The sequence below is a fragment of the Myxococcales bacterium genome, assembly GCA_022563535.1.
Taxonomy (GTDB): domain Bacteria; phylum Myxococcota_A; class UBA9160; order UBA9160; family UBA4427; genus DUBZ01.
This window is the reverse complement of record JADFNE010000003.1, coordinates 17,994-42,351: the sequence shown is the minus strand read 5'-3', so window position 1 is coordinate 42,351 and position 24,358 is coordinate 17,994. Positions and strand designations below refer to the sequence as shown.

The 24,358-nt window shown below is 60.5% G+C and carries 24 protein-coding genes and 2 tRNA genes; 11 read left to right on the top strand and 15 right to left on the bottom strand.

What is annotated here, in order from left to right; genetic code table 11:
* Positions 1 to 70 precede the first annotated feature (70 nt).
* From IH881_01800 to IH881_01770, 7 genes are all read left to right on the top strand, one after another.
* Positions 71 to 1,276, top strand: a complete 1,206-nt coding sequence (locus IH881_01800; GenBank protein ID MCH7866399.1) for an efflux RND transporter periplasmic adaptor subunit — start codon at positions 71 to 73, stop codon at positions 1,274 to 1,276.
* Positions 1,273 to 4,506 carry an efflux RND transporter permease subunit gene (locus tag IH881_01795; protein MCH7866398.1) on the top strand — a complete coding sequence of 1,078 codons (3,234 nt, stop codon included), beginning with the start codon at positions 1,273 to 1,275 and terminating at the stop codon, positions 4,504 to 4,506. Before IH881_01800 ends, IH881_01795 begins: the two co-directional genes overlap by 4 nt.
* Before the next feature lie 103 nt (positions 4,507 to 4,609).
* Positions 4,610 to 6,025 carry an MBOAT family protein gene (locus IH881_01790; protein ID MCH7866397.1) on the top strand — a complete coding sequence of 472 codons (1,416 nt, stop codon included), beginning with the start codon at positions 4,610 to 4,612 and terminating at the stop codon, positions 6,023 to 6,025.
* Positions 6,000 to 7,031 carry a hypothetical protein gene (locus IH881_01785; GenBank protein ID MCH7866396.1) on the top strand — a complete coding sequence of 344 codons (1,032 nt, stop codon included), beginning with the start codon at positions 6,000 to 6,002 and terminating at the stop codon, positions 7,029 to 7,031. Before IH881_01790 ends, IH881_01785 begins: the two co-directional genes overlap by 26 nt.
* A gap of 344 nt (positions 7,032 to 7,375) precedes the next feature.
* Positions 7,376 to 8,200, top strand: a complete 825-nt coding sequence (locus IH881_01780; GenBank protein ID MCH7866395.1) for a flagellin FliC — start codon at positions 7,376 to 7,378, stop codon at positions 8,198 to 8,200.
* A gap of 198 nt (positions 8,201 to 8,398) precedes the next feature.
* On the top strand, positions 8,399 to 8,857 hold the full coding sequence (locus IH881_01775) for a selenoprotein B glycine/betaine/sarcosine/D-proline reductase (GenBank protein ID MCH7866394.1): 459 nt from the start codon (positions 8,399 to 8,401) through the stop codon (positions 8,855 to 8,857).
* Between the two features lie 18 nt (positions 8,858 to 8,875).
* Entirely contained in the window at positions 8,876 to 9,121 is a 246-nt protein-coding gene (locus IH881_01770) for a hypothetical protein (GenBank protein MCH7866393.1), read from the top strand.
* Here IH881_01770 and IH881_01765 read toward each other — a convergent pair.
* Entirely contained in the window at positions 9,118 to 9,735 is a 618-nt protein-coding gene (locus IH881_01765) for a histidine phosphatase family protein (GenBank protein ID MCH7866392.1), read from the bottom strand. The genes IH881_01770 and IH881_01765 overlap by 4 nt on opposite strands.
* Before the next feature lie 129 nt (positions 9,736 to 9,864).
* On the opposite strand from IH881_01765, the gene IH881_01760 reads away from it, so the two are divergent.
* Complete coding sequence (locus IH881_01760; protein MCH7866391.1) at positions 9,865 to 10,209, top strand: Rieske (2Fe-2S) protein; 345 nt, start codon at positions 9,865 to 9,867, stop codon at positions 10,207 to 10,209.
* Positions 10,210 to 10,218: 9 nt separating this feature from the next.
* Here the strand turns inward: IH881_01760 and IH881_01755 are convergent, their stop codons facing one another.
* The 7 genes from IH881_01755 to greA form a co-directional block, all read right to left on the bottom strand.
* On the bottom strand, positions 10,219 to 11,046 hold the full coding sequence (locus IH881_01755; protein ID MCH7866390.1) for a GGDEF domain-containing protein: 828 nt from the start codon (positions 11,044 to 11,046) through the stop codon (positions 10,219 to 10,221).
* A gap of 32 nt (positions 11,047 to 11,078) precedes the next feature.
* Positions 11,079 to 11,717, bottom strand: coding sequence for an HDOD domain-containing protein (locus IH881_01750; GenBank protein ID MCH7866389.1), 639 nt, complete (start codon positions 11,715 to 11,717; stop codon positions 11,079 to 11,081).
* A 235-nt stretch (positions 11,718 to 11,952) separates the two neighbouring features.
* The gene (locus IH881_01745) at positions 11,953 to 12,735 is read right to left on the bottom strand and encodes an SDR family oxidoreductase (GenBank protein MCH7866388.1); all 783 of its coding nucleotides are present in this window, start codon (positions 12,733 to 12,735) and stop codon (positions 11,953 to 11,955) included.
* A 124-nt stretch (positions 12,736 to 12,859) separates the two neighbouring features.
* Positions 12,860 to 13,156 (bottom strand): hypothetical protein, encoded by a 297-nt coding sequence (locus tag IH881_01740; protein ID MCH7866387.1) that lies wholly within the window; start codon positions 13,154 to 13,156, stop codon positions 12,860 to 12,862.
* A gap of 186 nt (positions 13,157 to 13,342) precedes the next feature.
* The gene (locus tag IH881_01735; protein ID MCH7866386.1) at positions 13,343 to 13,957 is read right to left on the bottom strand and encodes a class II aldolase/adducin family protein; all 615 of its coding nucleotides are present in this window, start codon (positions 13,955 to 13,957) and stop codon (positions 13,343 to 13,345) included.
* Positions 13,958 to 14,106: 149 nt separating this feature from the next.
* Positions 14,107 to 14,182, bottom strand: a tRNA-Asn gene (locus IH881_01730).
* A gap of 57 nt (positions 14,183 to 14,239) precedes the next feature.
* Positions 14,240 to 14,719: a transcription elongation factor GreA gene (gene greA / locus IH881_01725; GenBank protein MCH7866385.1), complete on the bottom strand. Its 480-nt coding sequence runs from the start codon at positions 14,717 to 14,719 to the stop codon at positions 14,240 to 14,242.
* Positions 14,720 to 15,107: 388 nt separating this feature from the next.
* Here greA and IH881_01720 point away from each other — a divergent pair, with 388 nt between their 5' ends.
* Positions 15,108 to 15,740, top strand: coding sequence for a CPBP family intramembrane metalloprotease (locus tag IH881_01720; GenBank protein ID MCH7866384.1), 633 nt, complete (start codon positions 15,108 to 15,110; stop codon positions 15,738 to 15,740).
* 24 nt (positions 15,741 to 15,764) lie between these two features.
* On the opposite strand, the gene IH881_01715 is transcribed toward IH881_01720, so the two are convergent.
* From IH881_01715 to priA, 7 genes are all read right to left on the bottom strand, one after another.
* Positions 15,765 to 16,166, bottom strand: a complete 402-nt coding sequence (locus tag IH881_01715) for a RidA family protein (protein MCH7866383.1) — start codon at positions 16,164 to 16,166, stop codon at positions 15,765 to 15,767.
* A gap of 4 nt (positions 16,167 to 16,170) precedes the next feature.
* Positions 16,171 to 16,425: a hypothetical protein gene (locus tag IH881_01710; protein MCH7866382.1), complete on the bottom strand. Its 255-nt coding sequence runs from the start codon at positions 16,423 to 16,425 to the stop codon at positions 16,171 to 16,173.
* 591 nt (positions 16,426 to 17,016) lie between these two features.
* A tRNA-Pro gene (locus IH881_01705) sits at positions 17,017 to 17,093 on the bottom strand.
* Between the two features lie 88 nt (positions 17,094 to 17,181).
* Positions 17,182 to 18,663, bottom strand: a complete 1,482-nt coding sequence (rsmB, locus tag IH881_01700) for a 16S rRNA (cytosine(967)-C(5))-methyltransferase RsmB (protein MCH7866381.1) — start codon at positions 18,661 to 18,663, stop codon at positions 17,182 to 17,184.
* A complete protein-coding gene (locus tag IH881_01695) occupies positions 18,656 to 19,612 on the bottom strand; it encodes a methionyl-tRNA formyltransferase (protein MCH7866380.1) in 957 nt (318 codons plus the stop codon). Before IH881_01695 ends, rsmB begins: the two co-directional genes overlap by 8 nt.
* A gap of 48 nt (positions 19,613 to 19,660) precedes the next feature.
* The gene (def, locus tag IH881_01690) at positions 19,661 to 20,215 is read right to left on the bottom strand and encodes a peptide deformylase (protein ID MCH7866379.1); all 555 of its coding nucleotides are present in this window, start codon (positions 20,213 to 20,215) and stop codon (positions 19,661 to 19,663) included.
* A gap of 127 nt (positions 20,216 to 20,342) precedes the next feature.
* Positions 20,343 to 22,868 (bottom strand): primosomal protein N', encoded by a 2,526-nt coding sequence (gene priA / locus IH881_01685; GenBank protein MCH7866378.1) that lies wholly within the window; start codon positions 22,866 to 22,868, stop codon positions 20,343 to 20,345.
* A gap of 48 nt (positions 22,869 to 22,916) precedes the next feature.
* On the opposite strand from priA, the gene IH881_01680 reads away from it, so the two are divergent.
* Both IH881_01680 and grxD read left to right on the top strand, forming a co-directional pair.
* Positions 22,917 to 23,651 carry a hypothetical protein gene (locus IH881_01680; protein MCH7866377.1) on the top strand — a complete coding sequence of 245 codons (735 nt, stop codon included), beginning with the start codon at positions 22,917 to 22,919 and terminating at the stop codon, positions 23,649 to 23,651.
* A gap of 79 nt (positions 23,652 to 23,730) precedes the next feature.
* Positions 23,731 to 24,354 (top strand): Grx4 family monothiol glutaredoxin, encoded by a 624-nt coding sequence (gene grxD, locus IH881_01675; protein ID MCH7866376.1) that lies wholly within the window; start codon positions 23,731 to 23,733, stop codon positions 24,352 to 24,354.
* The last annotated feature ends 4 nt before the right edge of the window (positions 24,355 to 24,358 follow it).

Here is a 24,358-nt window from a genome sequence, read left to right as displayed (position 1 = left end):
ACCTGAAGAACGGGCTTTTCAGTTTCAGTCGATCCGGAGCAACAAAAAATAAGAAGTAAAAGCAAGAAATATGAATCCCGAATCGAGCAGGCGCATCGCGAAGAACGTCCTACCGGGAATTTTGGTGCTATTCGGCGTTGCCGGGATCGTTCTCGCGATCAGTTTCAAGAGCGAGCCGCAAACCAGCGCACCTGTCTTCGAACCTCCCGTCGTGCGCGTTCAAGAAATGCGTTCCCAGTCCTGGCAGTACGTGGTGCAGGCCTATGGCAGTGTCGCGCCGCGCAGCGAGAGCAATTTGATTCCCCAGGTCTCGGGTGCCGTGGTCTGGGTCTCGCCGTCCCTCGTCTCCGGGGGATTTTTCGAAGAGGGTGAAGCGCTTTTGCGCGTCGATCCGTCCGACTACGAGGTGAATCTCGAGATGGCATTGGCCGCAGTGGCCCGGGGCAAGAGCGAGCACGCTCGCGCGAACAAGGAACTCAAGCGCCAGCAGCGATTGGCCAGGAGCAGTGTCGCCAGCGATGCCGCCTACGACGACGCCGTCAACCGAGAAGTGGTTGCCGGCGCCGCCCTGCGCGAGTCTCGGGCGCGTTTGCTTCAGGCCGAGCGCGACTTGGAGCGAACGACCATCGTGGCGCCCTACGCGGGGCGCGTGCGTAGCGAAGAAGTCGACGTCGGCCAGTTCGTGAGTCGAGGGGATCTCCTCGCCAAGATCTACGCGGTGGACTTCGCCGAAGTGCGGCTACCGATTTCAGATGCTGAGCTTCAATATCTGGATCTCCCTTTGCATTTTCAAACTGACGATCAGGGTCCGCTGGTTCGACTGAGCGCTCGCTTTGCGGGCAAAGAACGCGAGTGGAGTGGCCGAGTGGTGCGGACCGAAGGAGAAATCGACGCAAAGAGTCGAATGATTCACGTCGTCGCACAGGTCGACGATCCATACCGGATGATGTCCGACGACGAATCTTCCGCGGCGCCTCTTGCAGTCGGCCTGTTCGTCGAGGCCCAGATCATGGGGCGTACCGTTTCCGAGGTCATGCTCGTGCCACGTCGCGCATTCCGGGGTGGCGATCGGGTGCTCGTGGTATCTCCCGACCTTCGCATGCGCTATCGCACGGTCGAAGTGCTGCGCTGGGAACGCGATGTTGCGATCGTCGGTTCCGGCTTGCGGGACGGCGAGCTGGTCTGCGTCTCGCTGATCCAGTCCGTGGTAGATGGAATGCGAGTGCGGGTTGCCGACGAACAAACGGATGTCGCAGCCGCGAGATTGAACCGGTGAACGGCATCATCACCTGGTTCGCCCGCAATCACGTGGCCGCCAACTTGTTGATGTTCGCGCTGATCGTGATCGGCCTGGCTTCCTTTCCCAGCATCGAACAGAAATCATTCCCAGACATAGAGATCGACATCATTCAGATCACCGTTCCCTACCTCGGTGCGGCGCCGGAGGAGGTGGAAAGCGGTGTCTGCATTCGGATCGAAGAGGCAATTCAAGGAATCAACGGAATTGAACTGATCAGATCCCTGGCCGCAGAGGGAGCGTGCACGGTTTCGGCGGAGTTGATCGAGGGTTATTCCAAAGCCCGAGCGCAGAGCGAAATCAAGAACGCGATCGACGCCATCGACAACTTTCCGGTCGAGACCGAGACCCCGATTGTGGCGCAGTACGAGTTGCGCAGGATGACGATTCAAGTCGCACTTGCAGGGGACACTGAAGAACGAACCCTGAAGGTGATCGGCCAGCGGGTCCGGGACGAGATTGCCGCGATCGACGGAATCACCCAGGTCGATCTCAGCAATGCGCGAGCCTACGAGATTTCGATCGAGGTGTCCGAGGTCAATCTGCGCCGCTATCAGCTGAGCTTCGACGAGGTCGTTCGCGCGGTGCGTCGTTCGTCGATCGATCTGCCCGGCGGTGCGCTCAAGACCAGCAAGGGCGAGATCTTGCTGCGCAGCCAGGGACAGGCGTATACCGGGCGGGACTTCGAGAAGGTCGTGATCCGAACCGGTGAAGATGGAACGCGTTTGCTGCTGGGTGAAGTTGCGACGGTGATCGATGGCTTCGAAGAAGACATCCGCTACGCGCGTTTCGATGGCAAGCCGGCCGTGATGATCCAGGTGTATCGCATCGGTAGTCAACGAGTTCTGGATTTGGTTCAAAAGGTTCGCAGCTACGCGGATACCACCCGTGCCTGGTTGCCGGAAGGCATCGAACTCACCGTGTGGCACGACCGTTCGACCAGTCTGCGCGACCGGCTCGATATCCTGACGCGAAACGGGCTGCAGGGCTTTGTGCTCGTCTTCTTGTTGCTGGCACTTTTCTTGCGCCTGCGACTCGCCTTCTGGGTCAGCGTCGGCGTGCCGCTTTCCTTTCTAGGCGCCTTGGCTCTGTTTCCCATAAGCGGAGTGTCGATCAACGTCATTTCGCTGTTTGCGTTCATCATGGTGTTGGGGTTGCTCGTCGACGATGCAATCGTCGTAGGGGAGAACGTGCACTCCCATCAGGAGCGCGCCGAAGATCCTCTCGAATCCGCAATCGCGGGTACCCGCGAAGTTTCGATCCCCGTAATTTTTGGCGTCCTGACTACGGTCGCCGCTTTCCTGCCGTTGATTGTGGCAGACGGCGTGATGGGACAGATCTTTTCAGACATCGGCAAGGTCGTCGTGTTCTGTCTGATCTTTTCGGTGATCGAGAGTCAGCTGATCCTGCCCGCTCATCTCGGTCGTTCGAGGCCTCAAACAGAACCCACCGACATGGGCCCATTGCAGCGGCGCTTCAAGAGCGTTCAGAAATACATGTCCGGGTCGCTGACCCGACTGGCCCGGCAGGGGTACCGCCCGCTGCTGGATCGGGCGATCGAATGGCGATACACGACCCTGGCCATCGGCGTGATGTTGCTCTTGTGGACGTACGCGATCCTCAGGAGCGGATTCCTTCCCACCTCTTTCATGCCGGTCGTCGAAGCCGACTATGTGACGGCGAGTCTCGAAATGCCTGTCGGTGTGCCGGTGGAGTCGACGGCGGAGGCGATCGCTCAACTCGAGGCATCGGCAGAATTGCTGCGAGTAGAACTCGCCCAGGAGTTTCCCGACGCAACCGAACCCGTCATCAAACACATCCTTGCTTCAGTGGGCGCGCATCCCATGGCAGCGAGTCGACACGGCGGGGGCAGGGGGCGTCGGTCATCGGGTGCGAGTCATATGGGTGAGGTGAGCATCGAGCTCCAGAGTTCGGAATCCCGGCCGATCGATGCGACCGAGATCGAAAGACGCTGGCGCAATTCGACGCCCAGAATTCCAGACGCAGTCGAGTTGACATTCTCCGCATCGCTGTTCGATGCGGGTGATCCCGTGGCGATTCGCTTGCAGTCCGCGAACGTGGACGATCTGCGCCTGGCCGCAGACGAGTTGAAGCACAGACTCGAGCAATACCCAGGGGTGATTGAGATCCGCGATTCGTTCCGCGGCGGAAAGGAAGAGATCAGGCTGTCGATCCTCCCCTCGGCCGAGCTTCTGGGCTTGAGCTTGCAGGATCTGGGGCGACAGGTGCGCCATGCATTTTACGGTGCTGAGGTCCAGCGCATTCAGCGCGGTCGCGATGAGCTGCGCGTGATGGTCCGCTATCCCGAGAGCGAGCGCCGTTCGTTGAGCGACCTCGCAGGGATGCGTATTCGCACGCCCGACGGCGACGAAGTTCCGTTCGATCGGGTGGCCCGAGCTGAGCACGGGACCGGCTACGCCTCGATCTGGCGCTCGAATCGCATGCGCGTCGTCAACGTCAACGCCGATGTCGACCGATCGATTGCAAATTCGAATGAGATCATGAACGACCTGCAGACGGGCTTCATGGATCAGCTGCTCGCGGCTCATCCCGGGCTGCAATACGAACTCCAGGGGGAGCAGCGCGAACAATCGAAAGTGCTCACCGGCCTGATGCGCGACTTCGGATTGGCCCTGGTGCTGATCTACGCGCTGCTGGCCATTCCGCTGCGTTCCTATTCACAGCCGCTGATCATCATGGCCGTCATCCCGTTCGGGTTGGTCGGCGCCATAGGCGGTCATGTCTTGATGGGCAAAGGTCTGAGCATGATGTCGGTATTTGGGGTCGTGGCCCTGGCTGGAGTGGTGGTCAATGCAAGCCTGGTCCTGGTCCACTACATCAATACGCGACGCGAACTCGGCCTGTCTCTGGCCACCGCGGTGAAGGATGCGGGGGTGGCTCGCTTCCGGCCCATCGTGCTGACATCGCTTACGACCTTTGTCGGCTTGACCCCCTTGCTGCTAGAAAGAAGCGTGTCCGCCCAATTTCTCATTCCGATGGCGATATCGCTCGCCTTTGGGGTGGCGTTTGCCACGGTGGTGACGCTCTTCCTCGTGCCGTGCGGCTACATCATTCTCGAAGACCTGAAGAAGTTGGCGCGGAAGGCAGCGGGTCGAGCTGATCCAACCGATTCGGATGGCGACCGGGCCGAAGTCGTTTCGATCGGCAGCTCGCGCGCAGTCCGCTGATTGCGCAAGAACGGAGACCCTGATCCAACACCGTCGAGATTGTTCGTCACCAGCGCGTTCGTTGCAATAGGATTGGCCGAGACCTCCAGCAGAATGCGGGGAAATGCTCTTTAACTCATTCAGCTTTCTCGTCTTCTTCGCCATCGCCCTGCTACTCCACCGGCTGCCATTGCCCTGGACGGTCAAGAAGTTCAATCTGGTCGCCGCGAGCTATCTCTTCTACGCGGCCTGGAACCCACCCTTCGTCCTCTTGTTGTGGATCTCTACCGTCGTCGACTGGGTTGTCGGTCGCCGGCTTCACGACGCCGAGGATACCCGCGTGCGGCGGCGCCTGCTGATGGTCAGTCTCGCCGTCAATCTCGGTCTGCTCGGATTTTTCAAGTACGCGAGTTTCGCACTCGAAAATTTCGTCTGGCTCGTGCAGCAGATGGGTTTCGATTTCCACCCGGCTGCCCCCGGCATCATTCTGCCCCTGGGTATATCGTTCTATACCTTTCAAACACTTTCGTACACGATTTCAATTTACCGCCGTGATCTTCGTCCCGCGGATTCCCTGGTGGACTTTGCGCTCTTCGTCACCTTCTTTCCCCAACTCGTGGCCGGACCGATCGTGCGGGCAAAGGACTTTATCTTCCAGCTCGCTTCACCTGTTCAGGCCGACGTGCGTCAATTCGGCTGGGGGCTCGCGTTGATGAACTTCGGCATCTTCGAGAAGGTCGTGTTGTCCGACACCCTGCTCGCACCGGTAGCCGACGAAGTTTTTGCTGCACCCCAGGCGGCGGGGACACTCGATGCCTGGATCGGCGCCCTCGCGTTTGCCGGCCAGATCTTCTTCGACTTCGGCGGCTACTCCTCCTGTGCCATCGGCGCGGCGCTCTGCCTCGGGTTCATCCTGCCCGAGAATTTCCGCAGTCCCTATGCCGCGGTCGGCTTCTCGGATTTCTGGCGACGCTGGCACATTTCACTTTCGACCTGGCTGCGTGACTACCTCTACATCTCCCTGGGCGGAAATCGTCGGGGCAGTGCCCGAACCTACTTCAACTTGGGCGCAACGATGTTGCTGGGAGGTCTGTGGCACGGGGCGTCGTGGAACTTCGTTTTGTGGGGCGGACTGCACGGTTTCTTTTTGATTCTCGAGCGGGCGCTGAAGTCTCTGTTGGGCGAACTCCGAATGATGCGGCTGGTACCGGTTCGTTTCGCCGCCGCCGTGGCGACCTTCCTGCTCGTGACGCTGAGCTGGGTGTTCTTTCGCGCAGAGACCCTTTCGGGCGCGATGAGTCTCGTGAGCACCATGCTGGGGGGCCTTCCCAGCCGGCAGCTTGCGCCCGAGCAGATCACGACGGTCTTGTCGGTGGTAGGCGTCATGCTGCTGTTTCAGCACGCGCTGCGCGATACGGATCTCGAACAGGCTTTCGCGCGGCTTCCCGCCCTCGTGAAGGGTCCCATACTCGCGTTTCCCATCTTGTGTTTGTTCGCCGTTCCCGGAGACAACCGTGCATTCATCTATTTCCAGTTCTGAGTCGACCCCGCGGTCGCTCTGGCCCGCGAGTTGGATGCTGGCCTTCGCGATCGTTGTGGCGTGCATCGGTTCTTGGGAGGCATTTTGGAGAGGCCACGATTTCATCCCCGCAGTCACCGACGATGTCGGCTTGTGGGCCCTCGCTCGTCATCGGGCCAATGTGCACGGCGCCGAATCCGTGGTTCTGGTTGGATCTTCACGCATGCAGATGGACATCCAACAGGATGCATTTGCCCGGGCTACTGGATGGCATCCCGTCGTGCAGCTGGCCGTGGTTCGCGGTCCAACGCTTCCGGTGCTCGAAAACCTGGCCAACGATCCGAAGTTTCGCGGAACCGTGCTCTGTGAGGTCTACCCCGTGCTGTTCTTCGCGAACACCCCCAACATCGACCATATGCTCGATGAACATTTTCGCGTTTTCGAGAATTTGTCGCTGGGGAGGCGCATCGAACAACAATTATCGATGATGTTCCAGCGCAGCTTTGTAACCCGGTTGCCAGATCTTTCCTCGGAACGGGTGTACAAGGCCTGGGGCGCCGGTCGGTTACTGCGGCCCGGATACAACGCATTCATTTCGGACGAACGGTTCCGCTACGGGGACTACCTGAAAATCCCGAACCTCGAGTTGCACAATCGGGCCAACGCCAACTTGTACGCCACCACCAGGCCAAAGATGTTCAACCCGTCTGAACTCGCGAGGCGCTTGCGCAAAGTGGGGCAGTGGGTCGATCAAATTCACGACCGAGGTGGACAGGTCATTTTCGTGCATCTTCCCGCCGCGCTGTTTGTCCTCGAACACGAAGAGCGGTGGTGGAAGCGCGAGAATACCTGGGACAAGCTCGCGGCGGCGACCAACGCAGGCATGCTCCATTATCAGGACTATCCGCGCCTGGACGCGTTCAGGCCGCCTGACGGTATCCATCTCGGACACAGGGCAGCAGACATTTTTTCGGGGCGCCTAGGCGAGATCCTGGTCGAGATGTCCCTGGCCCCCGGCCCTGATTGAGCGAATCGACTTGGGGAGATCCCCGGTCGGAAGTCAATTCCGAGTTGCTGGTTTCAGTTTGGAAACGATCATTCAGCGCGAAATTCAAAACGTGCCGATTCGACCCCCCCCCACCGACCGCGTCCAAAAAACAATCACGACTTCTCGTATGTCTATCTCGGCTGCGGGCGAACTGCAGTGCGCGATACGCAAGCAGCCACCCTGGTAAACGTTCAGAATGATTGGTGACTCACGGATGGCATCGCACTTGCAAATGTCCCCATGGTGATCGCGCACTCGTCTAGTTCGAGGCGCGTGACATTGTTGACTCCGCAGGAAAGCGGATCGCAGGGGAGGACACTGGCATGGGACTTCGAGTCAATAACAACATTTCGTCGATCAATGCCCAGCGCAATCTGGTCATTACAACCGATCGACTGGCAAAATCACTCCAGCGTCTCTCGTCGGGTTTACGGATTACCCGAGCGGCAGACGACGCGGCCGGCCTCGCTATTTCCGAGAGCTTTCGCGCGGAGATCCGCAGCCTGGGGCAGGCTCAGCGAAACGCGAACGACGCGATCTCGCTGTTGCAGATCGCTGAAGGGGCGCTCAACGAAACCAGTGGCCTGCTGATTCGCATGCGCGAACTGGCCATCCAGTCCGCCAATGGAACGCTCGGATCTTCCGAGCGCGGCACGGTCAACGACGAATTCCAGGGGCTCCGGGACGAGATCTCGCGCATTGCCGCGGTCTCTCAGTTCAACGGGACCGCGATCCTGGACGGCGTTTCTGCGATCACCTTTCAGATCGGCTCACAAAATACCAGTGGCGACCGTATTACGATCAGCAGCGTGGACGCCACGGCTTCGGGCATTGGAGTCGCGAATTCTGTTGCGTTGACGACCATTTCGGGTGCACAGAATGCCCTTGCCGTACTCGACAGCGCGGTGGGTACCGTCGCCAGTCTTCGAGCCACCTTCGGTACTGTGCAGAACCGCCTGGAATCGACGATTCGATCCCTCGCCGTCGCGATCGAGAACACGACTGCAGCCGAATCGCGCATTCGAGACGTGGACTTTGCCTCGGAGACCGCCGAGTTGACGAAGAACCAGGTTCTTCAGCAAGCGGGCATCTCGATTCTGGCGCAAGCCAACGTCTCGACCCAGACAGCACTCTCGTTGCTGCAGTAGAGGGTCGGACTCTTTCTTGACGGGGGGTCGAGTCCGGTTCGTTTAGCCTTTTGAGCATTGAGGTTGCGCGGACCGGACCGATCCACCGATTTCATTTCCCGCGCCTGGCGTAGCGAGCGCCCGGGCTGCGGTGCTGCCGGTTTCTTGTCATGATAGGAGGCGGAGGACGGGACCACGGGCGATTACAAAGAATTTTCCATGGGTATCAGGATGTTTTTGCGCGCTTATCCGTGGCGCAAGATCGATCCCATTCCATTCGTTCCGATTCGCAAGCCCGTTTCCGAGAGTCGATTGGCACTGATTTCGAGCGCCGGCTTTGCAACGCCGGATCAACCACCCTTCGACGACGGAATCCGCGGTGGGGATTCGAGTTTTCGCACAATCCCGAATGACATCGACCTGAAAAGTCTGATCAATACCCATCGCAGTGATTCCTTCGATCACGAGGGGCTCGAGCGCGATGCAAACCTCGCGTTTCCCTTGGACCGCCTGCGGGAGTTGTGCGCTGCGGGCCGCATTGGGTCCCTCAACGCCCGGCACCTCTCGTTCATGGGTGCGATCACGGCGCCGGCTCGATTGACCCGTCAGACGGCTCCAGAGGCCGTGTCCATGCTCGTTGCGGACGGCGTCGACCTGGCACTGCTGGTGCCAGTCTGACCGATGTGCAACCAGGCCGTGAGCCTGGTAGCGGCGGAATGCGAACGACAGGGAATCTCGAGCGTGACGATCGTGTTGCTCAAGGAGGTTGCCAAAAAGGTCCGACCCCCGCGCGCGCTGTGGGTGCCCTTCCGACACGGGTATCCCCTGGATTCCCCGGACCAGCCGGCAAAGCAGCGAGCCGTCATCGAAGCCGCATTGGCGTTGTTCGACTCGAATCAAGACACGGAGTCGCCGCCGGTGCTGCTCGACTTTTCCCCCTAGCGCCCCAGAGATTTTGGGCGAAGTTGAATCGGACGAAGGTGTGCCGCTTCGTTCAGACTGGCAATGCTTCGCTGGCCAGTGCTCGCGGCCACAAAGCGGCTGACGCTGGTGTACGCAGCATCCAGAAAGAGCGTTGGCGCAATTCCGAGAACGTACGTGGCCCAGGAGTTGATGACCCCGCCATGGCAAAAGACTGCGATGCGCCGGCCCGGGTTCTGATCGATCAGGTGCTGCAGTCCGGCAACGACCTCTGCAGCAAATGCATCAAAGTCGAGCCCTGACGTGTATCCACCGGCAATGAATTCCCTCCAGCGCTCGGGATCGGTTCGCTTGAGTTCTTCCAACGGGATGTACTCGCTGGCCTCGGCGTCGAATTCACGGATCCGCGCTTCGATTTCGATTTCGAGTCCCAGCTGTTGGGCCAACGGGAAGGCGGTCTCGCGAGCGCGACGCAGCGGGCTCGAATAGATGCGCTGGATGGGTTCTTCTCGCAGCCACTCCGCAACCAGACGCGCCTGTTCGTGACCGGCCTCCGAGAGCGGGGGATCCGCGGGCTTGCCGTCGGGGTTGACGGTATGGATCGGCAATCCGTGTCGAATGAGAAGCATCTCCATGGGGAGCTGAGCTTATCGAATCGAACGAGTACTGCGTCGGGATGGATCGGACCCGGGAAGCGATGGGCTACTATCGCGCGCGCTGCCCCGGGCCGTACTGTGAAGGAGCGTCGCGCCCCGCGAAAATCCATGGCCTACGAACGTGTCGCACTGCGCAAAGACATTCCGACCGGGCGTGGACTGTGTGTTCGCGTGGGATCCCTGGACGTCGGGTTGTTTCGCGTAGACAGTGAGATCTACGCCATGGAAAATCGTTGCCCGCATCGCGATTTTCCGCTGAGCGACGGCCAGCTCACCGGCAGTGTAATCGTGTGCAGTGCGCACGGTTGGGACTTTGACGTGCGCACGGGGTTCAAACCCGGAGATGCCGACGGTTGGCCGATCCCATGCTTCGCGGTTCGTATCGAGGGTGAGCAGGTGTGGGTCGATCTCGCAGACGTCATCAACATGAAGCGCCGCAACCCGCAGGTTTGAGACTGTGGTCTACTCGCCCTTGATGAAGATCCGATCGCGGCCTTCAGACTTTGCGCGATAGAGCTGTTCGTCGGCGAGTTTCATCATGCAGAGAGATTCGGGGAGTGACTGGCCCGGGGGATTCGCGTATCCGCCGATCGAGACCGTGCGCTGCACGGGTTTGTTGTCGTGGGTCACCGAGGTCGCGGCCACCGCTTCTCGCAACTTCTCCGCAAGGATCGCAAGTTCGCTGTAGTCGGTTTCGGGGGCGATGATCGCGATCTCCTCGCCGCCGTATCGACAGACAATATTGCCGTTCCCGGCCGCCTGCTGGATTGCCGCCGAAATGGCTCGTAGCAGGTCGTCGCCGCAGGGATGCCCATGGTCGTCGTTGACACTTTTGAAGTGATCGATGTCGAGCAGCAACAATCCCAACGGGTGACCCGTCTGGCCAGCGCGTTCTCGTTCACTCTCGATCCACTCGTCGAAGTATCCACGGTTGCGAAGGCCGGTGAGGGCATCTGTCGTGGCGCGTTCCTCGAGGGCGACGTTGCGCTTTTTGAGTTCGGCGGAGTCGGCGGAAACTGCTTCGATCTGTTGGTGGAGAGCAATGCTCTGCTTGACCAGATACTCGGTGGCTCGAACCCGTATCGCGGCGATCTCCCCGGGGTCGTCGCATTCGAGTCCCAGCATCTCCCCGATTTCGGCCATGTTTGCTTCGGTGGATTCGAGCAACTCCTGGCACGCGTTCGAGTCCATGCCGAAGTACTCGCTTGCGGCGCTTTGCAGCGCCTCGAGACTGGTGGCCATGTCTGTCCCGGTATAGAGGTCGGCAACCATCGAGGCAACCTGGAGCACCTGCGCCAGAGCTCGGGCATCGTCATCGGTGATCAAGCCTTGTGCGGAGCGTGGTGATGTTGGACGGCATTGCAGATCAGCGTCGGCAATCCCCACTCGCCCAACAGCTCGCTACCGATTTCTGCGTGATCTGTGTCCAGAATTTCCCGCTCGATTTCGTGGAGAGGCGCGCTCGACTTTGCCTTGCGTTGCAGGACTGGGCGATATTTTTTCGTTGCGGCCTCTGCCAGGATGAGTTGTCCGAAGTCACATAGAATGCTCGCCAGGAAGACCTCGTCTTTGAACCGAGAGAGATGTTCTTTCGCCAGAATACTCGAAGCCGTTGTGATGACGGCGGTCGAAGTCCAATACCGCTGGTAGTCGAATCGTCCGCCGCCTTCACCCTTGGAGTACGAGGCGAGTGAGAAAGACAAGGCCAGCAGATTGACACTGCGCAAGCCAAGGGTCATGATCGCTTGTCGGATGTCGGACACCTGTCCCGGCCGGCCAAAGTTAGCCGAATTGGCCATGCGAAGCAGCTTCGCGACGATTGCCGGGTCGCGGGTCACTACTTCGGCGAGCTCATCGATGTCGATGTCGTCGCCTTGATTGAGGTTGAGGATCTCGAGCGCTACACCAGGTGGTGATGGGATCGAACTGGCCTTGCGCAGTTGCTCGAGTAGGTTTGACACTAACGTTCCTGACAGCCACCCATCTGCCGCGCAGGCGCCGCAGTGATTTGGACGAGATCGTTCAAGGATTCTGTCTGTGTCTTCGGATGTCTCGGCGACTCAATTGAGTATCCATTATGAACTCGACGCCAGGGTCTGGGCGTGAACCTACTCAGGGGAATCCCCGAATCAGAAGCCGGGGATTTACTCATTAGACTGCGATTATTGAATCGACGGGAGTTTTTCAGCGGGGGGGCTAGCGCATGAACTGCCCTGCGTTCACGAGCAGTGTTTCGCCGGTGATCATGCGGGCGCGATCGGAACAAAAGAAAATGATCGCTTCGGCCACGTCATCGTCCTTTGGAATTTCTCCCAGCGGCATGTCGGCAGTAATCTCATCAATGATCTCCTGTTCGCTCACCTTCCGCTCGTTCGCCTGCCACTTGACGTAGCTCTCGACCGGGGGACCCCACATCCAAGTGGGAATCACCATGTTGACGCGAATCTTGTCCGGTCCGAGTTCCTCTGCGAGGTGATACATCGAAGAGACCAGCGCCCCCTTCGAAGATGCGTAGGCGATCTGTGGCATCGGCGGAGATACCCACATGGACTGCGAGCCCACCAAAACAAACGAGCCTCCACCGCGACTCTTGAGGTGGGGCAACGCGGCCTTGGCGATCCTCATGGTGCCGATTACGTTGGCATTGAGACAAGTTTGCCAATCTTCCTCGCTGGTCGTCGCGAGGGTGCCGAACTGCGTGTCGAACGCGGCCACCTGCACCACGGCATCCACGCCGCCGAAGCGTGTGGCCGCTTCATCGAGAAAGGAGGTGCAACGTTCGCCGTCGTTGATGTCGACCGCGATGGCAGCAACCCGCTTCCCGCTTGGATCGAGTTCTTTCGCAATTCCCTCGAGCTTGGGTACGTTGCGGGCACCGATCACAACGTTTGCGCCATCGCGCAGGGCCGCCTTGGCCACCTCCCGCCCGAGCCCTGGACCCACGCCACAAACGACGACCGTCTTTCCCTCGAGAATCATTGCAAGCTCCCCGCGCTGTTGACTGCGCCGCGTACGTGGGGAGTTATACAAGTTGCAACCGGCGCCCCGCAACGTTCACCAACCGTCGATTCTGTGCGGAAGTTTGCTGAATGCCGAGTTGGAACTAATCGATGTAGCGGAGACCGGCCTCGATCTGATCATTCTCGGCAGCGCGACACCAGACGACTTCCGCTCGCAGCGGGGCGAGGGTGCCTACCCGGCATATCACGAGTGATCCCTGTGTGAGAGCATCGCTTGCGGCCAGGCTCACACTACAGCCCGAGTAAGACTCATTGAGGATCTCGGCGACGAGATCAGCCGAGAAGGTTTCGGCCTCCGGGTCTAGACAGATCAGTGCCTGGCTATCAGATTCCGCTTCGTAGCGGACGTTCGGTGCCTCGGGAAATACGACCTGGGTCATGTTGGATTGTCCTTGTTCCAGAATCGCACAGCAGGTACGTCCTACCATTCAATCGTCCGATCCTTCGAGGGGATTGAGTGCGACATGAGGCGTGCAGCTGCAATCTCGGAACCCCACATCGACTCCCGATCCGCTGCGCATCGATAGACTGTGGGAATGTTCTTCGTTCGAAATCGATCGCTACGCCTAACTCTGTTTCACAGAGTCCGATATTCGCCCCATCAACTTATAGTACGGAGCAAACTTCTCGATCGAAGCGTCGGGCAGGGGAACGACTTCTCCCAGCACCCTCGCTCCCCAAACAATTTGCGCGGTGCGTTCAACCAATAGAGAAATCTTGAGTGCATCCATTGGGTGCTTGCCTACGCTGAGCAGGCCGTGGTTGGCAATCAAGACCGCTCCGCGGTCGTCCAGGTGTGGAGCCGCTTCTTCTCCAAGTTCGGTTGTTCCCGTCAGCTGATATTCGGTGACGCGAACTTCGCCTCCGACGTAGGCGCTGAACTCTTCGATCGCGCAGGGAATCGTTTGGTGGGTGATTGCGAACATCGAACAGAACGTCGGATGAGAATGCACCACTGCGCCGATGTCACGATGCCGTCTCAGACAGGCGAGGTGCAGGGCCTTTTCGGTGGTGGGAGAACCCTGGCCCGGGAGCACGTCGCCGTCTTCGCTACAGACTACGAGATCGTCCACGCCCATTGATTCATAGGGAACCGAAGCGGGCGTCATCACGATATTACCGTCCGGCAAGCGGGCGGAGACGTTGCCTGCCGTGCCTTCGACCAGGCCCGACGTCACCATCGTCTTGCATACTTCGAGAATGGCTCGCTTGACTTCGTGTTCGGTCAATGCGCCCTCTCATCTTCTTCGCGCTTCGCGCTGGGGCTTTGCGCTAATGAAAACAGCCGCGGAGTCGGCCTCGCAGGGCGCGACCGCACGGCTGAGGAAGATGGCTCCCCGGGTAGGACTTGAACCTACGACAGGGCGGTTAACAGCCGCCTGCTCTACCAACTGAGCTACCGGGGAATGGTATCAGGGCCGCGCTAGGGTAGGGGGTGCGTCGGGAAAATCAACATCGCCGGATCAAGAGTCGATCCGGATTTCAAGTACCTCGAACACCCGAGTTCCCTTTGGGACCCGCACCGTGATTTCGTCGTTGATTTCCTTGCCCATGAGCGCTCGGGCCACTGGTGAAGTGATCGAAAGAAGCCCCTTCGACGCGTCGGATTCGTCCTCGCCAACGATCGTGTAACTGGTTTCTTCCCCGCTCTCCGAATCCGAGAGCAAGACAGTCATGCCAAACCGCACTCGGTCGAGTTCTCCCGAACTCGTATCGATCACCTGCGCCCGGGCCACCTTGTCTTCCACGTAGTCGATGCGACCCGCGAGGTGCCCCTGCTTTTCTTTGGCGGCGTGATACTCAGCGTTTTCGGACAGGTCGCCGTGTTCGAGGGCCAGCTCGATGTCGCGAATGTTTGCCGGACGCTCGACCGTCTTGAGTTGATTGAGCTCTTCTTTGAGGAGTGCGAACCCCTTCGGTGTCATCGGGACTTTTTCGTCCATTGTGGCGCCTCTCGGGTGCTGTAGGTCAGATTTGGTGGCCTGGCCCTACGCAGTCGTTCTCTGCCTCAATATGGGCGACTCGTTTGCCGGTGATCTCGGTTTGCGCTCGAAATCGGGCCCAGTGTCCTGTGCAGAGTTCCTTTGGCAGATGGCAGCTAAAACTAAAACCTGCCGTGCTTGCTGGCGAACCGGGTATCGTCGAAAATTCTCACTCAGGGTTGTCGCCGCAGGCCGCGGATTGACGGCCGCAGCCCCAAATTCGCTACGGTCCCGCGCAGTCTGGATCAATTCGTTCATCAAAAGCAGCGGCCAACGCTCTCCAAGGAAACCGTCGGCCGACGCCCCAACTCTAACTTCCCGGTGGGAATTGGGCAACGAGGACGTTTTCGTGGAGTCTGAGAAGGAAGCGGAGGACCCCCTGGCGGGTCCCCCCGGCCCAAACTTCGTTCGCACCGGATTGCTGTTCTACGGCGTCATGGGAGTCGTCGCCGTGCTCTGGCGAGTTGGCCTGCACGGGGAGCCGATCTTCTTCGCTTCGCCCTCCGCAGGGGCCAGCGGGGTGCACTGGGTCCGGGATCTGGGCATTGGGGTCGCGCTGGGAATCGGCATTGTCCTGCTGTCGAGTCTGCTGACTCGCTTCACTGTGTGGGGCGAAAATCTCGCGCGCTCCATGGCCCGGGCGCTGGGGCCGATCTCGACCCCCGATTGCCTGCTGCTGGCGTTTGCGAGCGGATTCGCGGAAGAGATGTTCTTTCGCGGTGCGCTCCAGCCCAGGGTGGGGTTTGTCATGGCGAGTCTGTTGTTTGGCATCGTCCACTTCGTTCCGCGGCGAGAATTCTTGCCGTGGACGGGATTCGCAGTGATTGTTGGATTTGCCTTGGGCGCGCTCTATAGCGCGACGGGCAATCTGCTCGCTCCGGTTGTCGCCCACACCGTGATCAACGGCATCAACTTGCCGCTGCTCGTCAATCGCTACAGAAGCGAGGACGTCGAGTCGGAAGTCGAGCGCGAACTCGATTAGGAAGTCGGCCGGAAGTCCTGGCTGCTAGTCGCAGCGGGCGATGGCGTCGATCTCGACCTGGGCGCCGAGGGGCAGGGCGGCAACCTGCACGGTGGCTCGGGCCGGAGCGGGGTCCGCAGAAAAATACTCGGCATAGACCGCGTTCACCCTTGGAAAGAAGGACAAGTCGACCAGGTAGACCGTCGTCTTCAGCACGCGGTCCATGGACGAGCCGCCCGCTTCGAGCACAGCCGCGAGATTGTCCAGTACCTGTCGAGTCTGCGCTTCAATTTCACCCTCGACGAGGGCTCCCGTTACCGGGTCGAGGGGGATTTGACCAGAAAGCAGGAGCAAGCCGTCGGACGCGATGGCTTGGGAGTAGGGACCTACGGGTTCCGGGGCCTTCGGAGTCCGAACTTCGGTTCCAGCGCGCGTGGAGTTGGGCATGGGGTTACCCGAGATTGGACGGGTCGGGGAGCAAGCGCTCTTCGAGCACCCGCAGCAGGTAACCGATCAGCATCAGGTTTGCGAGACGCTTGCTCGCGTCGTCTCCGATGTCGGCGTCCTTGGCAAACTCCTGGGCGTACTCGTTGAAGAACTCGAGTCTCTCCAAGGGAATGTTTTTGACCAGTACTTCGTTGATCTGCTCGGGTTCGAGGTCATCGAATACTTCTACGAAATCCCAGGCGATTTCTTCGAACGTCATGAGTTTGGTTTACCTATCGGAGAATCAGAACATTTTATCGATGAACAGCGTTGTGTAGCGTCATCCGCGCTAAACGCAGTGAACCGTTGAGTCGTGAGCTTTGGCGCCCAGTGACTTCGCAGGTCATCGTCGCATTCGCTTTGATCGCTGTCAACGGACTTGTGAGCGCGTCTGATGCGCAAGCCACTGGCGTGTAAAAGTGCTGGCGACTTGCGGGCCATTGCCATGTTGCTGCGCGTACGTCGCAGCCATGAGTCTTGCTTGTTCAAGTATTCCGAGGCGCAAACTCTCGAGTTGCCGGTTGACTGCGCGCCAGACTTGCTACGCGTCTTGCCGTATATGTGCAACTGATGCCTCTTGATTCAAATTGTGCAGGCAAGATCGGGATGGATACGGAGCGCGATCGACACTCGAATGCGACAAAAACTGGCTTTGAGAGATGCCCCAACAAGAAAGGCCTGATGCAATTTGGGCGCAAGCGAGCTGGATGTGGGGTGGAAAAGACTGAGTCGGTAGTCGGTGTTGTGAAGGGTGTTGTGAAGGGTGTTGTGCAGGGTGTTGAGAAAGGTGATCTGAAGGTGTGGTGAAAGCTGGTCGGGGCGACTGGATTTGAACCAGCGACCTCTTCGTCCCGAACGAAGCGCGCTACCAAGCTGCGCCACGCCCCGACTGGCGGCTGAGTATGACGCCTTCTGTGCGCTTGCCAAGTCGCGCAGGCGGATCGCAGCCGAGAATATACAGCTGTCGTCTAGCGCTCTATTCGATTCGTTCCAGTCGAGCGGCAAAGAAACCGTCGGTGCCGTGTTCATGGGGTGTCAGGCGAAGGGATCCCTTCTCATCGACGACGCTGGCCAGGCCCACTGGCAATTCGGAGGCCGGCAGCTGGCGGAAATTTGGATTCTGTTCGAGGAAGCGGCTCACCTGATCTTCATTCTCTTCGGGAAGAATGGTGCAGGTGCTGTAAACGAGCGTGCCCCCGCGCCTCAACACGGCCGCCGCTCGAATCAAGAGAGCCTGCTGCACTTCGGCGAGGCGCCCGGGGTCTGCTTCGCGCACCCGCCAGCGCGCATCGGGGTTGCGGCGCAGCGAACCGAGACCAGAGCAGGGCGCGTCTACCAGAATGCGGTCGAACCGGGGCAAGTCCTGGTTGTCTTCTCTGCCGGGAATCTTGAGGTCGGTCAGCGGCAGCGTCGCGTCTCGCTTCAAGGTGTGGATCCCCGACAGCTCGAGTCGCCGGATCGTTTGCTCCAGCAACTTGAGGCGTTGCGCATTCCGGTCGAGTCCGAGCACGCTGCCCCGACCCTCCATGCGTTCGCCGATTCCAGTGGTCTTGCTTCCGGGCGCGGCGCAAGTGTCGAGGATGAACTCTCCGGGCTGCGGATCGAGCATTTCGATCACGAGCTGAGATGCTTCGTCCTGCACGCTGTAGAGCCCCTGGCGAAATGCGGGGTCGCGACCGAGATCGCCAATGTGACCGAGCTGAATTGCATCCGGGGCGTATTGGCCAGCGCGAGCCTTGGGCGCGGTTTCCTGCAAGGTTTTCAGCAGCGTGTCTCGATCGATTCGCGTTCGATTGGCCCGCACCGTAATTTGCGGCGGTTGATTGCAGGCCCTGGCGAACGCGGCCGCTCCTTCGGCTCCGTAAATGTCGAGCAAGCGCTTGGCCATCCATTCGGGCATCGAAAGTGCGTGGACGAGATGGGCAATCGGGTCTTCCTCGAGTCGCGGCGGAACAATGGTCTGCCACTCTCTCGACAGCCGGCGCAGTACCGCGTTCACCAGACCCGTGGCCCGGGTATTGCCGACGGCTCGGGTGCAGCGAACCGCTTGATCGACCGCCGCGCTGGCTGGGATGCGATCGCTGAAGAGCAGCTGATACGCGCCCAGTCGCAAGATTGTCGCAAGCAGTGGATCGAGGGTCGCGAGTTCCTGGTTGAGCATCTGGGACAGGAAGTAGTCGAGGCGACCGCGCCAGCGCAGGGTTCCGTAGACGAGTTCGGTGGTGAGGGCACGGTCGACGCCAGACAGGGGACTGCGAGACAGGGCGTGGTGCAGGGCGATATCGGCGTAAGCCTGACTGCGCTCCACGCGTTCGAGCACCCGGGTGGCGAGCAACCGGGTCAGCGTCGGGGCGGAGTTCTTCTCCGCTTCGTCCACCGGTTTCGGTGCGGGGCGTCCGCGTCCTTTGCGCGTGCGTCGTTGGTTGGGGCCCCCCACCTTCCCCGTTGAGTCAGCCATCGACAGCATCCAACTTGGGCTCTGCGCCGAAGCGCGCACCGGTGGCGATGTTTCGGCCGCGCAAGAAGGCATCGACGGGCATCTCCTTGCCACCGGCGCGCTGAATCCGGGTCGGCAAGAACCAACCCTGTCCAGTGGCCACTCGCAGGTGCGTGCCAGCTTCAATGTCTACGGTCCCAGGGGTCGCCGCGATGTCTCCGGGCACGCTCTGTCCCGCGAGTATGCGCAGGATTTCTCCATCGAGATGGGTAAAGGCGCCGGGCTTTGGTGCAAACGCACGAACCCGACGGGTGATCGCTTCCGCCGAGTCCGACCAATTGATCTCGGCCATTTCGCGCGTGAGCTTTCCCGCAAAACTCGCCCGATCGTGGTCTTGTTCGGTCCAGTGGAGGGATCCGGTGTCGATCTGCTCGAGCGCTGCTTCGAGTGCCTCGGCGGCGAGCTGCGCCATGCGGTCGGTCAGCTCTCCTGCGGTTTCGTTCTCGCCAATTTCGACCTCTCGGCGGAGGGCGACCGGGCCGGCGTCCATCTCTCGGTCCACGCGCATCACACTGATCCCGGTGGTCTTCTCCCCAGCGAGGATCGCGTGGTTGATGGGCGCGGCGCCCCGATACTTCGGCAGCAGACTCGCGTGGGCGTTGATCAGAAAGCCCTGTTTCGGAAGCTCGCGGATTTGTTCGGGGATGAATTGACCAAACGCAATCACGACGCCGACGTCGGGTGTGAGGGCGGCCAATGCATCGCGAGTCTCAGCGACCTTTTCGGGCCGCAACAGCGGAATGCCGGCTTCGAGTGCAAGCTCTGATACGGGTGACGGCGACAAGCTTCGCCCGCGACCCCGGCGTCGGTCGGGCTGGCTCACCGCGCCGACGACGTCGAAGGGCCCGGCGATCAATCGCTCGAAACTTGGCAACGCGATTTCGGGCGTTCCGAAAAATATGATTCGCATGCTGCGCGCCTATGTGTAATGTGTCTATGTGCTTGTAGGTCAACGGGTCTAGAGTCGACTTGCCCGGGTGTCGATGGGTTCATCGTCGTCTTCTTCCAACGCGATCTGCTTCTTGCGGCGCTTGACGTACAGTCCGCGCTTGAGTCGACTCAGGCGATCGATGAAGAGGATGCCGTCGAGATGATCGACCTCGTGTTGAAAACAGACACTCCGCAACCCCTCAGCGCGGATTTCAATGGGTTCGCCATCTAGCGTGGTACCGCTGACCAGGATGCGTTCGGCCCGGGTGACGTCTGCAACAAAGTCCGGCACCGAGAGACACCCTTCTTCCCAGACGAGCTTGCCCTCCGGCTCGCTGATCTTGGGGTTGACCATCACGGTCGGGTTACGCTCTTCACCCTCTTCGCCCCATTCGGTATCGACGACGATCAGCCTCACGTTGTGGCCGACCTGAGGTGCGGCCAAACCGATGCCCGGCTCGTCGTACATCACTTCACACATGTCTTCCGCGAGCTGACGCAGCCCGTCGGTGACTTCTTCAATGCGTTCCGACTTGAGCTTGAGCCGGGGATCGGGAAATTGGAGAACCTCGAGTAGTGCCATCTCGCCTCTTCGCAGCTTTCTTGGGCAATGGGTCTCGAACTCGACCTTGAGAAGTTTTCGTCCCCAGAGTGGAAACGCTTCGCGATGAGAATCGCTAAGTCCCTGTCTTTGCGGGGTATTCGCCGGTTTATAGCATGCTCACGGGAGCCACGTCCAGCGTAGCGCGCAGGTCCCGGGGCAACCGGGTCAGCGCGGTCGCCAGACGCGTAGAGGCTGCCTGGACGCGTTCGATGTCGCTTCCCTTGATCAGGATCTGAAAGCGGTAGCGGTCGCGCAGGCGAGATAACGGTGCGGGTGCGGGTCCCAGAACTTCGTAGCTCGGTGCGCGGTTCACAATACTGATCTGCGCTTTCGGGTCCGGGTTCCAGTTTTTCGCGGGGGTCGCACCCACCCCGGAAGCAAGCTTCTGGGCGGCCTGCAAGGTCTTGGCTTCGTCCCGACCGGAAATGATGACCTGGGTCACGCGACCGAACGGGGGGTAGCTGAGGGCGCGACGGAACTCGAGTTCGGTTGCGTAGAACGATTCGTAGTCGTGGTTGGTGACCGGAGCGATCGCATAGTGATCGGGAACGAAGGTCTGCAGGATGACGCGACCCGCCAGCTTGGCTCGACCGGCGCGACCGGAAACCTGGGTGAGGAGTTGAAAGGTTCGCTCGGCGGCTCGAAAGTCGGGCATGTGCAATCCCATGTCCGCTGCGATCACGCCGACCAGGCGTACACCGGGGAAGTCGTGACCCTTGGCGACCATCTGGGTTCCGATCAAGATGTCGATCTCACCACTGCCGAGGCCCGCCAGGATCTCGGCGGTGGCTCCCCGGCGCTGGGTCGTATCGCGGTCGAGTCGCGCGATGCGCGCGTTCGGGTACAGCGTGCGGGTCTCTTCTTCGAGGCGTTCGGTGCCGATCCCGAGCAGCGCGCTACCCGGCTGGCCGCAGCCTCCGCATTTTTCGGACGGGGGCTTTCCGTAGTCGCAGTAGTGACAGCGCAGCCGTTCTTGTGCCGCGTGAAACACCAGCGCCACCTCGCAGTGGGGGCAGCGCTCGGCGAAGCCACACTCGAAACAGTAGATCTGCGTCGAAAACCCTCGTCGATTGAGGAACAGAATGATCTGCCCGTTGTCCGCGAGGGTTTCGCTGATTGCCCGCCGCAAGGGTGCAGTCAGGCAGGAGCGCTTTCCCACCGTGGCGACTTCTCGTTCGCGCACTAGATCGACAATCTCGACACTGGGAAGCCCGAGACGGCCGATCCGCTCCGCCAACTCGAGGCGTTCGATTTCTCCAGTTTGTGCTGCGTATCGGGTTTCGAGACCGGGGGTGGCGGAGCCGAGGACGAGCGGGCAGCCCGCAGACTTTGCCAGACGCCGCGCGAGATCGTGCGCCCGGTAGCGAAAGCCTTCGTCGTTCTTGTAGGCGGAATCGTGTTCTTCGTCGATCACGATCAGACCCAGATTGTCGAGGGGCGCAAATAGCGCGCTGCGGGCACCCACTGCGATCGGGGTGTCCCCGGCCCGGAGTCGTTGCCACTGCTCGAGTCGTTCGCCCTGGTTGAGTCCACTGTGGAGTACGGCCAGATTGTCCCCGAAGCGCGCGCGCAAACGCGCCACGAGCTGATGCGTCAGGGTGATTTCGGGCACCAACAACAGCGCCTGTCTCCCCCGTTCCAACACTTCGTGAACCGCACGCAGATAAACTTCGGTCTTGCCGCTCCCGGTCACGCCGTGCAGCAGGAACGTGTCGTTCTTCCCCTCGCGCACCGCGCCTGCGATCTTTGCCAGGGCTGCGTCCTGTTCGGGGGTGAGGTCGAGGGGTCGATCTCGCTCGACCGGCGGGCCGAGCACGTTTCGTGGAGCTGCCTGTGCGCCGAGGGTGACGAACCCGCGCTTTTCCAGGGCGCGCAACAGGTTTGCGTTCTGGGGTCGATCTGCCCGCAACTTGGCAACGGGCACCCTAGCGTCTCGCGCGATTCGCCGCAGGAGTTCTGCCTGTTTGGGTGCCCGGGCCAACTCGCCACTGCAAACCGAATTGAGATCGATTCCCGGGGTGATGGATGCCGTGCGCTCGGTGCGCGCTTTGGCGCTGGGTCCGCGCTCTTGCTGGATACGCATCAAGAGTCCATCGCGTTCGAGGGTGTGGAGCATGGCCTGCGCCTGGGGAACTTTGCGCGCCAGGCTCGAGGGCGTTGCCGGCCCATTGACGAGCAGCGAAAGCACCTTGCGGGCGAAGCCCTCGACGGCGCCCGTGCGCAGCGCCTGCTCGCCTCGGGGACTCAGCGCGAACAGGCGCTCGATGCGGGGCGCGGATCCTCTGGGCAGGGCCGCAGCCAAAGCAATTCCGATCGGACAGAGGATCTCGGCGGCGGCATCGCGTAGCATGCGCATCATTTTCCCGGACACTACGGGAGCCGAGTCGATCACCTTGTCGAGACTTGCGAGTTCGCCCACACGTTCGGGGGCTTCGCGGGCACTCTCGGGTAAGCGCTCGCAAATCAGGCCGACCAGTGGGCGGCCGCCAAAAGAGACCTGGACCCGATGTCCGGGCAAAGCGCTTGCGGCCATGGTTTCGGGCACGCGATAGTCGAAGAGGGAGTCGATGGGAACGGGGAGCGCCACGCGAACGAGGCCCCGGCTGGGCGCGGCAAAGAGCGATTCGGTCATCGGTCAAGTGTATGCGGGCTTTCGCGGTGCGAAAGCCGGGACGGCAAAATGAGTGCGCGTCGTCGTCGACCGGTGCGCGAGCGGCGTCCTCGCGTCGAAGTCCGAAAAAGCGGGAATGGCCTGGCGCTCAAGGTCGAGGGGACATTTGCGAGCTGGTATCAGCCCGGAAGCCTGGTGACCGGTTCGGTCTGGGATGCGATCGCCGCTCCTGTTCTGGCCCTTCCGCCCCAGCGCCGCAGGGAAATTCTGATTTTGGGGGTGGCGGGTGGCAGCGCTGCGCGAGTGGTGCGAGCCATTGCCCCCGAGGCGCACATTGTCGGCGTCGAACTGTTCCAGGACGTAATTGATGCCGCTCGGGAACATTTCGATCTCGATTCGTTGGGTCTGGATCTCGTGGTCGCGGACGCCCTGGATTTTTTGCGCGAAGATGACCGCCGCTTCGATCTGATTCTGGAGGATGTCTTTGTCGGGGTTGGGCGCAGCGTGCACAAACCCGGTTGGCTTCCCGCGCCCGGACACGAACTCGCTCGCGCCCGGCTCGCGCCGGGGGGATTACTGGTGAGCAATACCCTCGACGAGGCCGCGGAGATCACGCGTTCCATGCGCGAACTGTTCCCGGGTGTGCTCCGAATCGGAGTCGACGAGTACGAGAACGTCATCGTCGTCGGCGGGCCGCGGGCACTCTCTGCACTGCAACTGCGCCGTGCCGTTGCGGCGGATCCAGTATTGAAGGAAAGTGTAGCGGCGCTGTCGTTCCGAACGGCTAGCTCGTCCAACGGCTGAGCGGACGCAAGTTCGCCGTATGGGCGTTCTGCCGATATACTGACCAACCGCGCACACCGCGCCCATCCGGAGTCCTTCTATGGTTGACGAAAATCAGGTTCACGAAGACCCGATTCAAAACGAAATCGCGAACCTCGTAAAGAGCAACCCAGTCGTGCTCTTCATGAAGGGCACACCGGCGATGCCCCAGTGCGGTTTCTCCGCCAAAGTTGTCGGCATCCTCGGCGACGTGTTGGACGAGTACGAGACGGTGGATGTGCTCGCGCGTCCGGAGATCCGCAGCGGGATCAAGGAATACACCCAGTGGCCGACCGTGCCCCAGCTCTACATCAACGGAGAGTTCGTGGGGGGGTGCGACATCATTCTCGAAATGGCTGGCACTGGAGAACTCTACGAGAGCCTCGGAATCGAGCTTCCCGAGGTGGCCGAACCAAAGATTGAAATTACCGACCGCGCGCGAGACGTTTTGGCTGACGCGCCCTGTGGAGATGATCAGGGTATTCGTCTGGCGATCAACAAGCAGTTTCAGTACGAGCTGAACGTCGGGCCGATCAACGCCCAGGATTTTTGCGTCGAGTCCAACGGCATCACCCTGGTGATCGACCGCATGAGTGCATCGCGCGCGGACGGGATTACCGTGGATTTCGAGACCAGCGGCGCACAGAGTGGTTTCCGGATCAACAATCCGAACGAGCCCAGCTAGGGTC

Excerpts from the sequence above, each read along its gene's own strand:
- priA (MCH7866378.1), bottom strand. The coding sequence starts at position 22,868 with ATGACCGAATCGCTCTTTGCCGCGCCCAGCCGGGGCCTCGTTCGCGTG.
- grxD (MCH7866376.1), top strand. The coding sequence starts at position 23,731 with ATGGTTGACGAAAATCAGGTTCACGAAGACCCGATTCAAAACGAAATC.
- IH881_01765 (MCH7866392.1), bottom strand. The coding sequence starts at position 9,735 with ATGGAGATGCTTCTCATTCGACACGGATTGCCGATCCATACCGTCAAC.
- IH881_01695 (MCH7866380.1), bottom strand. The coding sequence starts at position 19,612 with ATGCGAATCATATTTTTCGGAACGCCCGAAATCGCGTTGCCAAGTTTC.
- def (MCH7866379.1), bottom strand. The coding sequence starts at position 20,215 with ATGGCACTACTCGAGGTTCTCCAATTTCCCGATCCCCGGCTCAAGCTC.
- IH881_01710 (MCH7866382.1), bottom strand. The coding sequence starts at position 16,425 with ATGACGTTCGAAGAAATCGCCTGGGATTTCGTAGAAGTATTCGATGAC.
- IH881_01780 (MCH7866395.1), top strand. The coding sequence starts at position 7,376 with ATGGGACTTCGAGTCAATAACAACATTTCGTCGATCAATGCCCAGCGC.
- IH881_01800 (MCH7866399.1), top strand. The coding sequence starts at position 71 with ATGAATCCCGAATCGAGCAGGCGCATCGCGAAGAACGTCCTACCGGGA.
- IH881_01775 (MCH7866394.1), top strand. The coding sequence starts at position 8,399 with ATGGGTATCAGGATGTTTTTGCGCGCTTATCCGTGGCGCAAGATCGAT.
- IH881_01745 (MCH7866388.1), bottom strand. The coding sequence starts at position 12,735 with ATGATTCTCGAGGGAAAGACGGTCGTCGTTTGTGGCGTGGGTCCAGGG.
- IH881_01680 (MCH7866377.1), top strand. The coding sequence starts at position 22,917 with ATGAGTGCGCGTCGTCGTCGACCGGTGCGCGAGCGGCGTCCTCGCGTC.
- IH881_01790 (MCH7866397.1), top strand. The coding sequence starts at position 4,610 with ATGCTCTTTAACTCATTCAGCTTTCTCGTCTTCTTCGCCATCGCCCTG.
- greA (MCH7866385.1), bottom strand. The coding sequence starts at position 14,719 with ATGGACGAAAAAGTCCCGATGACACCGAAGGGGTTCGCACTCCTCAAA.
- rsmB (MCH7866381.1), bottom strand. The coding sequence starts at position 18,663 with ATGGCTGACTCAACGGGGAAGGTGGGGGGCCCCAACCAACGACGCACG.
- IH881_01735 (MCH7866386.1), bottom strand. The coding sequence starts at position 13,957 with ATGGTGACGTCGGGCCTGGTCGAAGGCACGGCAGGCAACGTCTCCGCC.
- IH881_01740 (MCH7866387.1), bottom strand. The coding sequence starts at position 13,156 with ATGACCCAGGTCGTATTTCCCGAGGCACCGAACGTCCGCTACGAAGCG.
- IH881_01715 (MCH7866383.1), bottom strand. The coding sequence starts at position 16,166 with ATGCCCAACTCCACGCGCGCTGGAACCGAAGTTCGGACTCCGAAGGCC.
- IH881_01760 (MCH7866391.1), top strand. The coding sequence starts at position 9,865 with ATGGCCTACGAACGTGTCGCACTGCGCAAAGACATTCCGACCGGGCGT.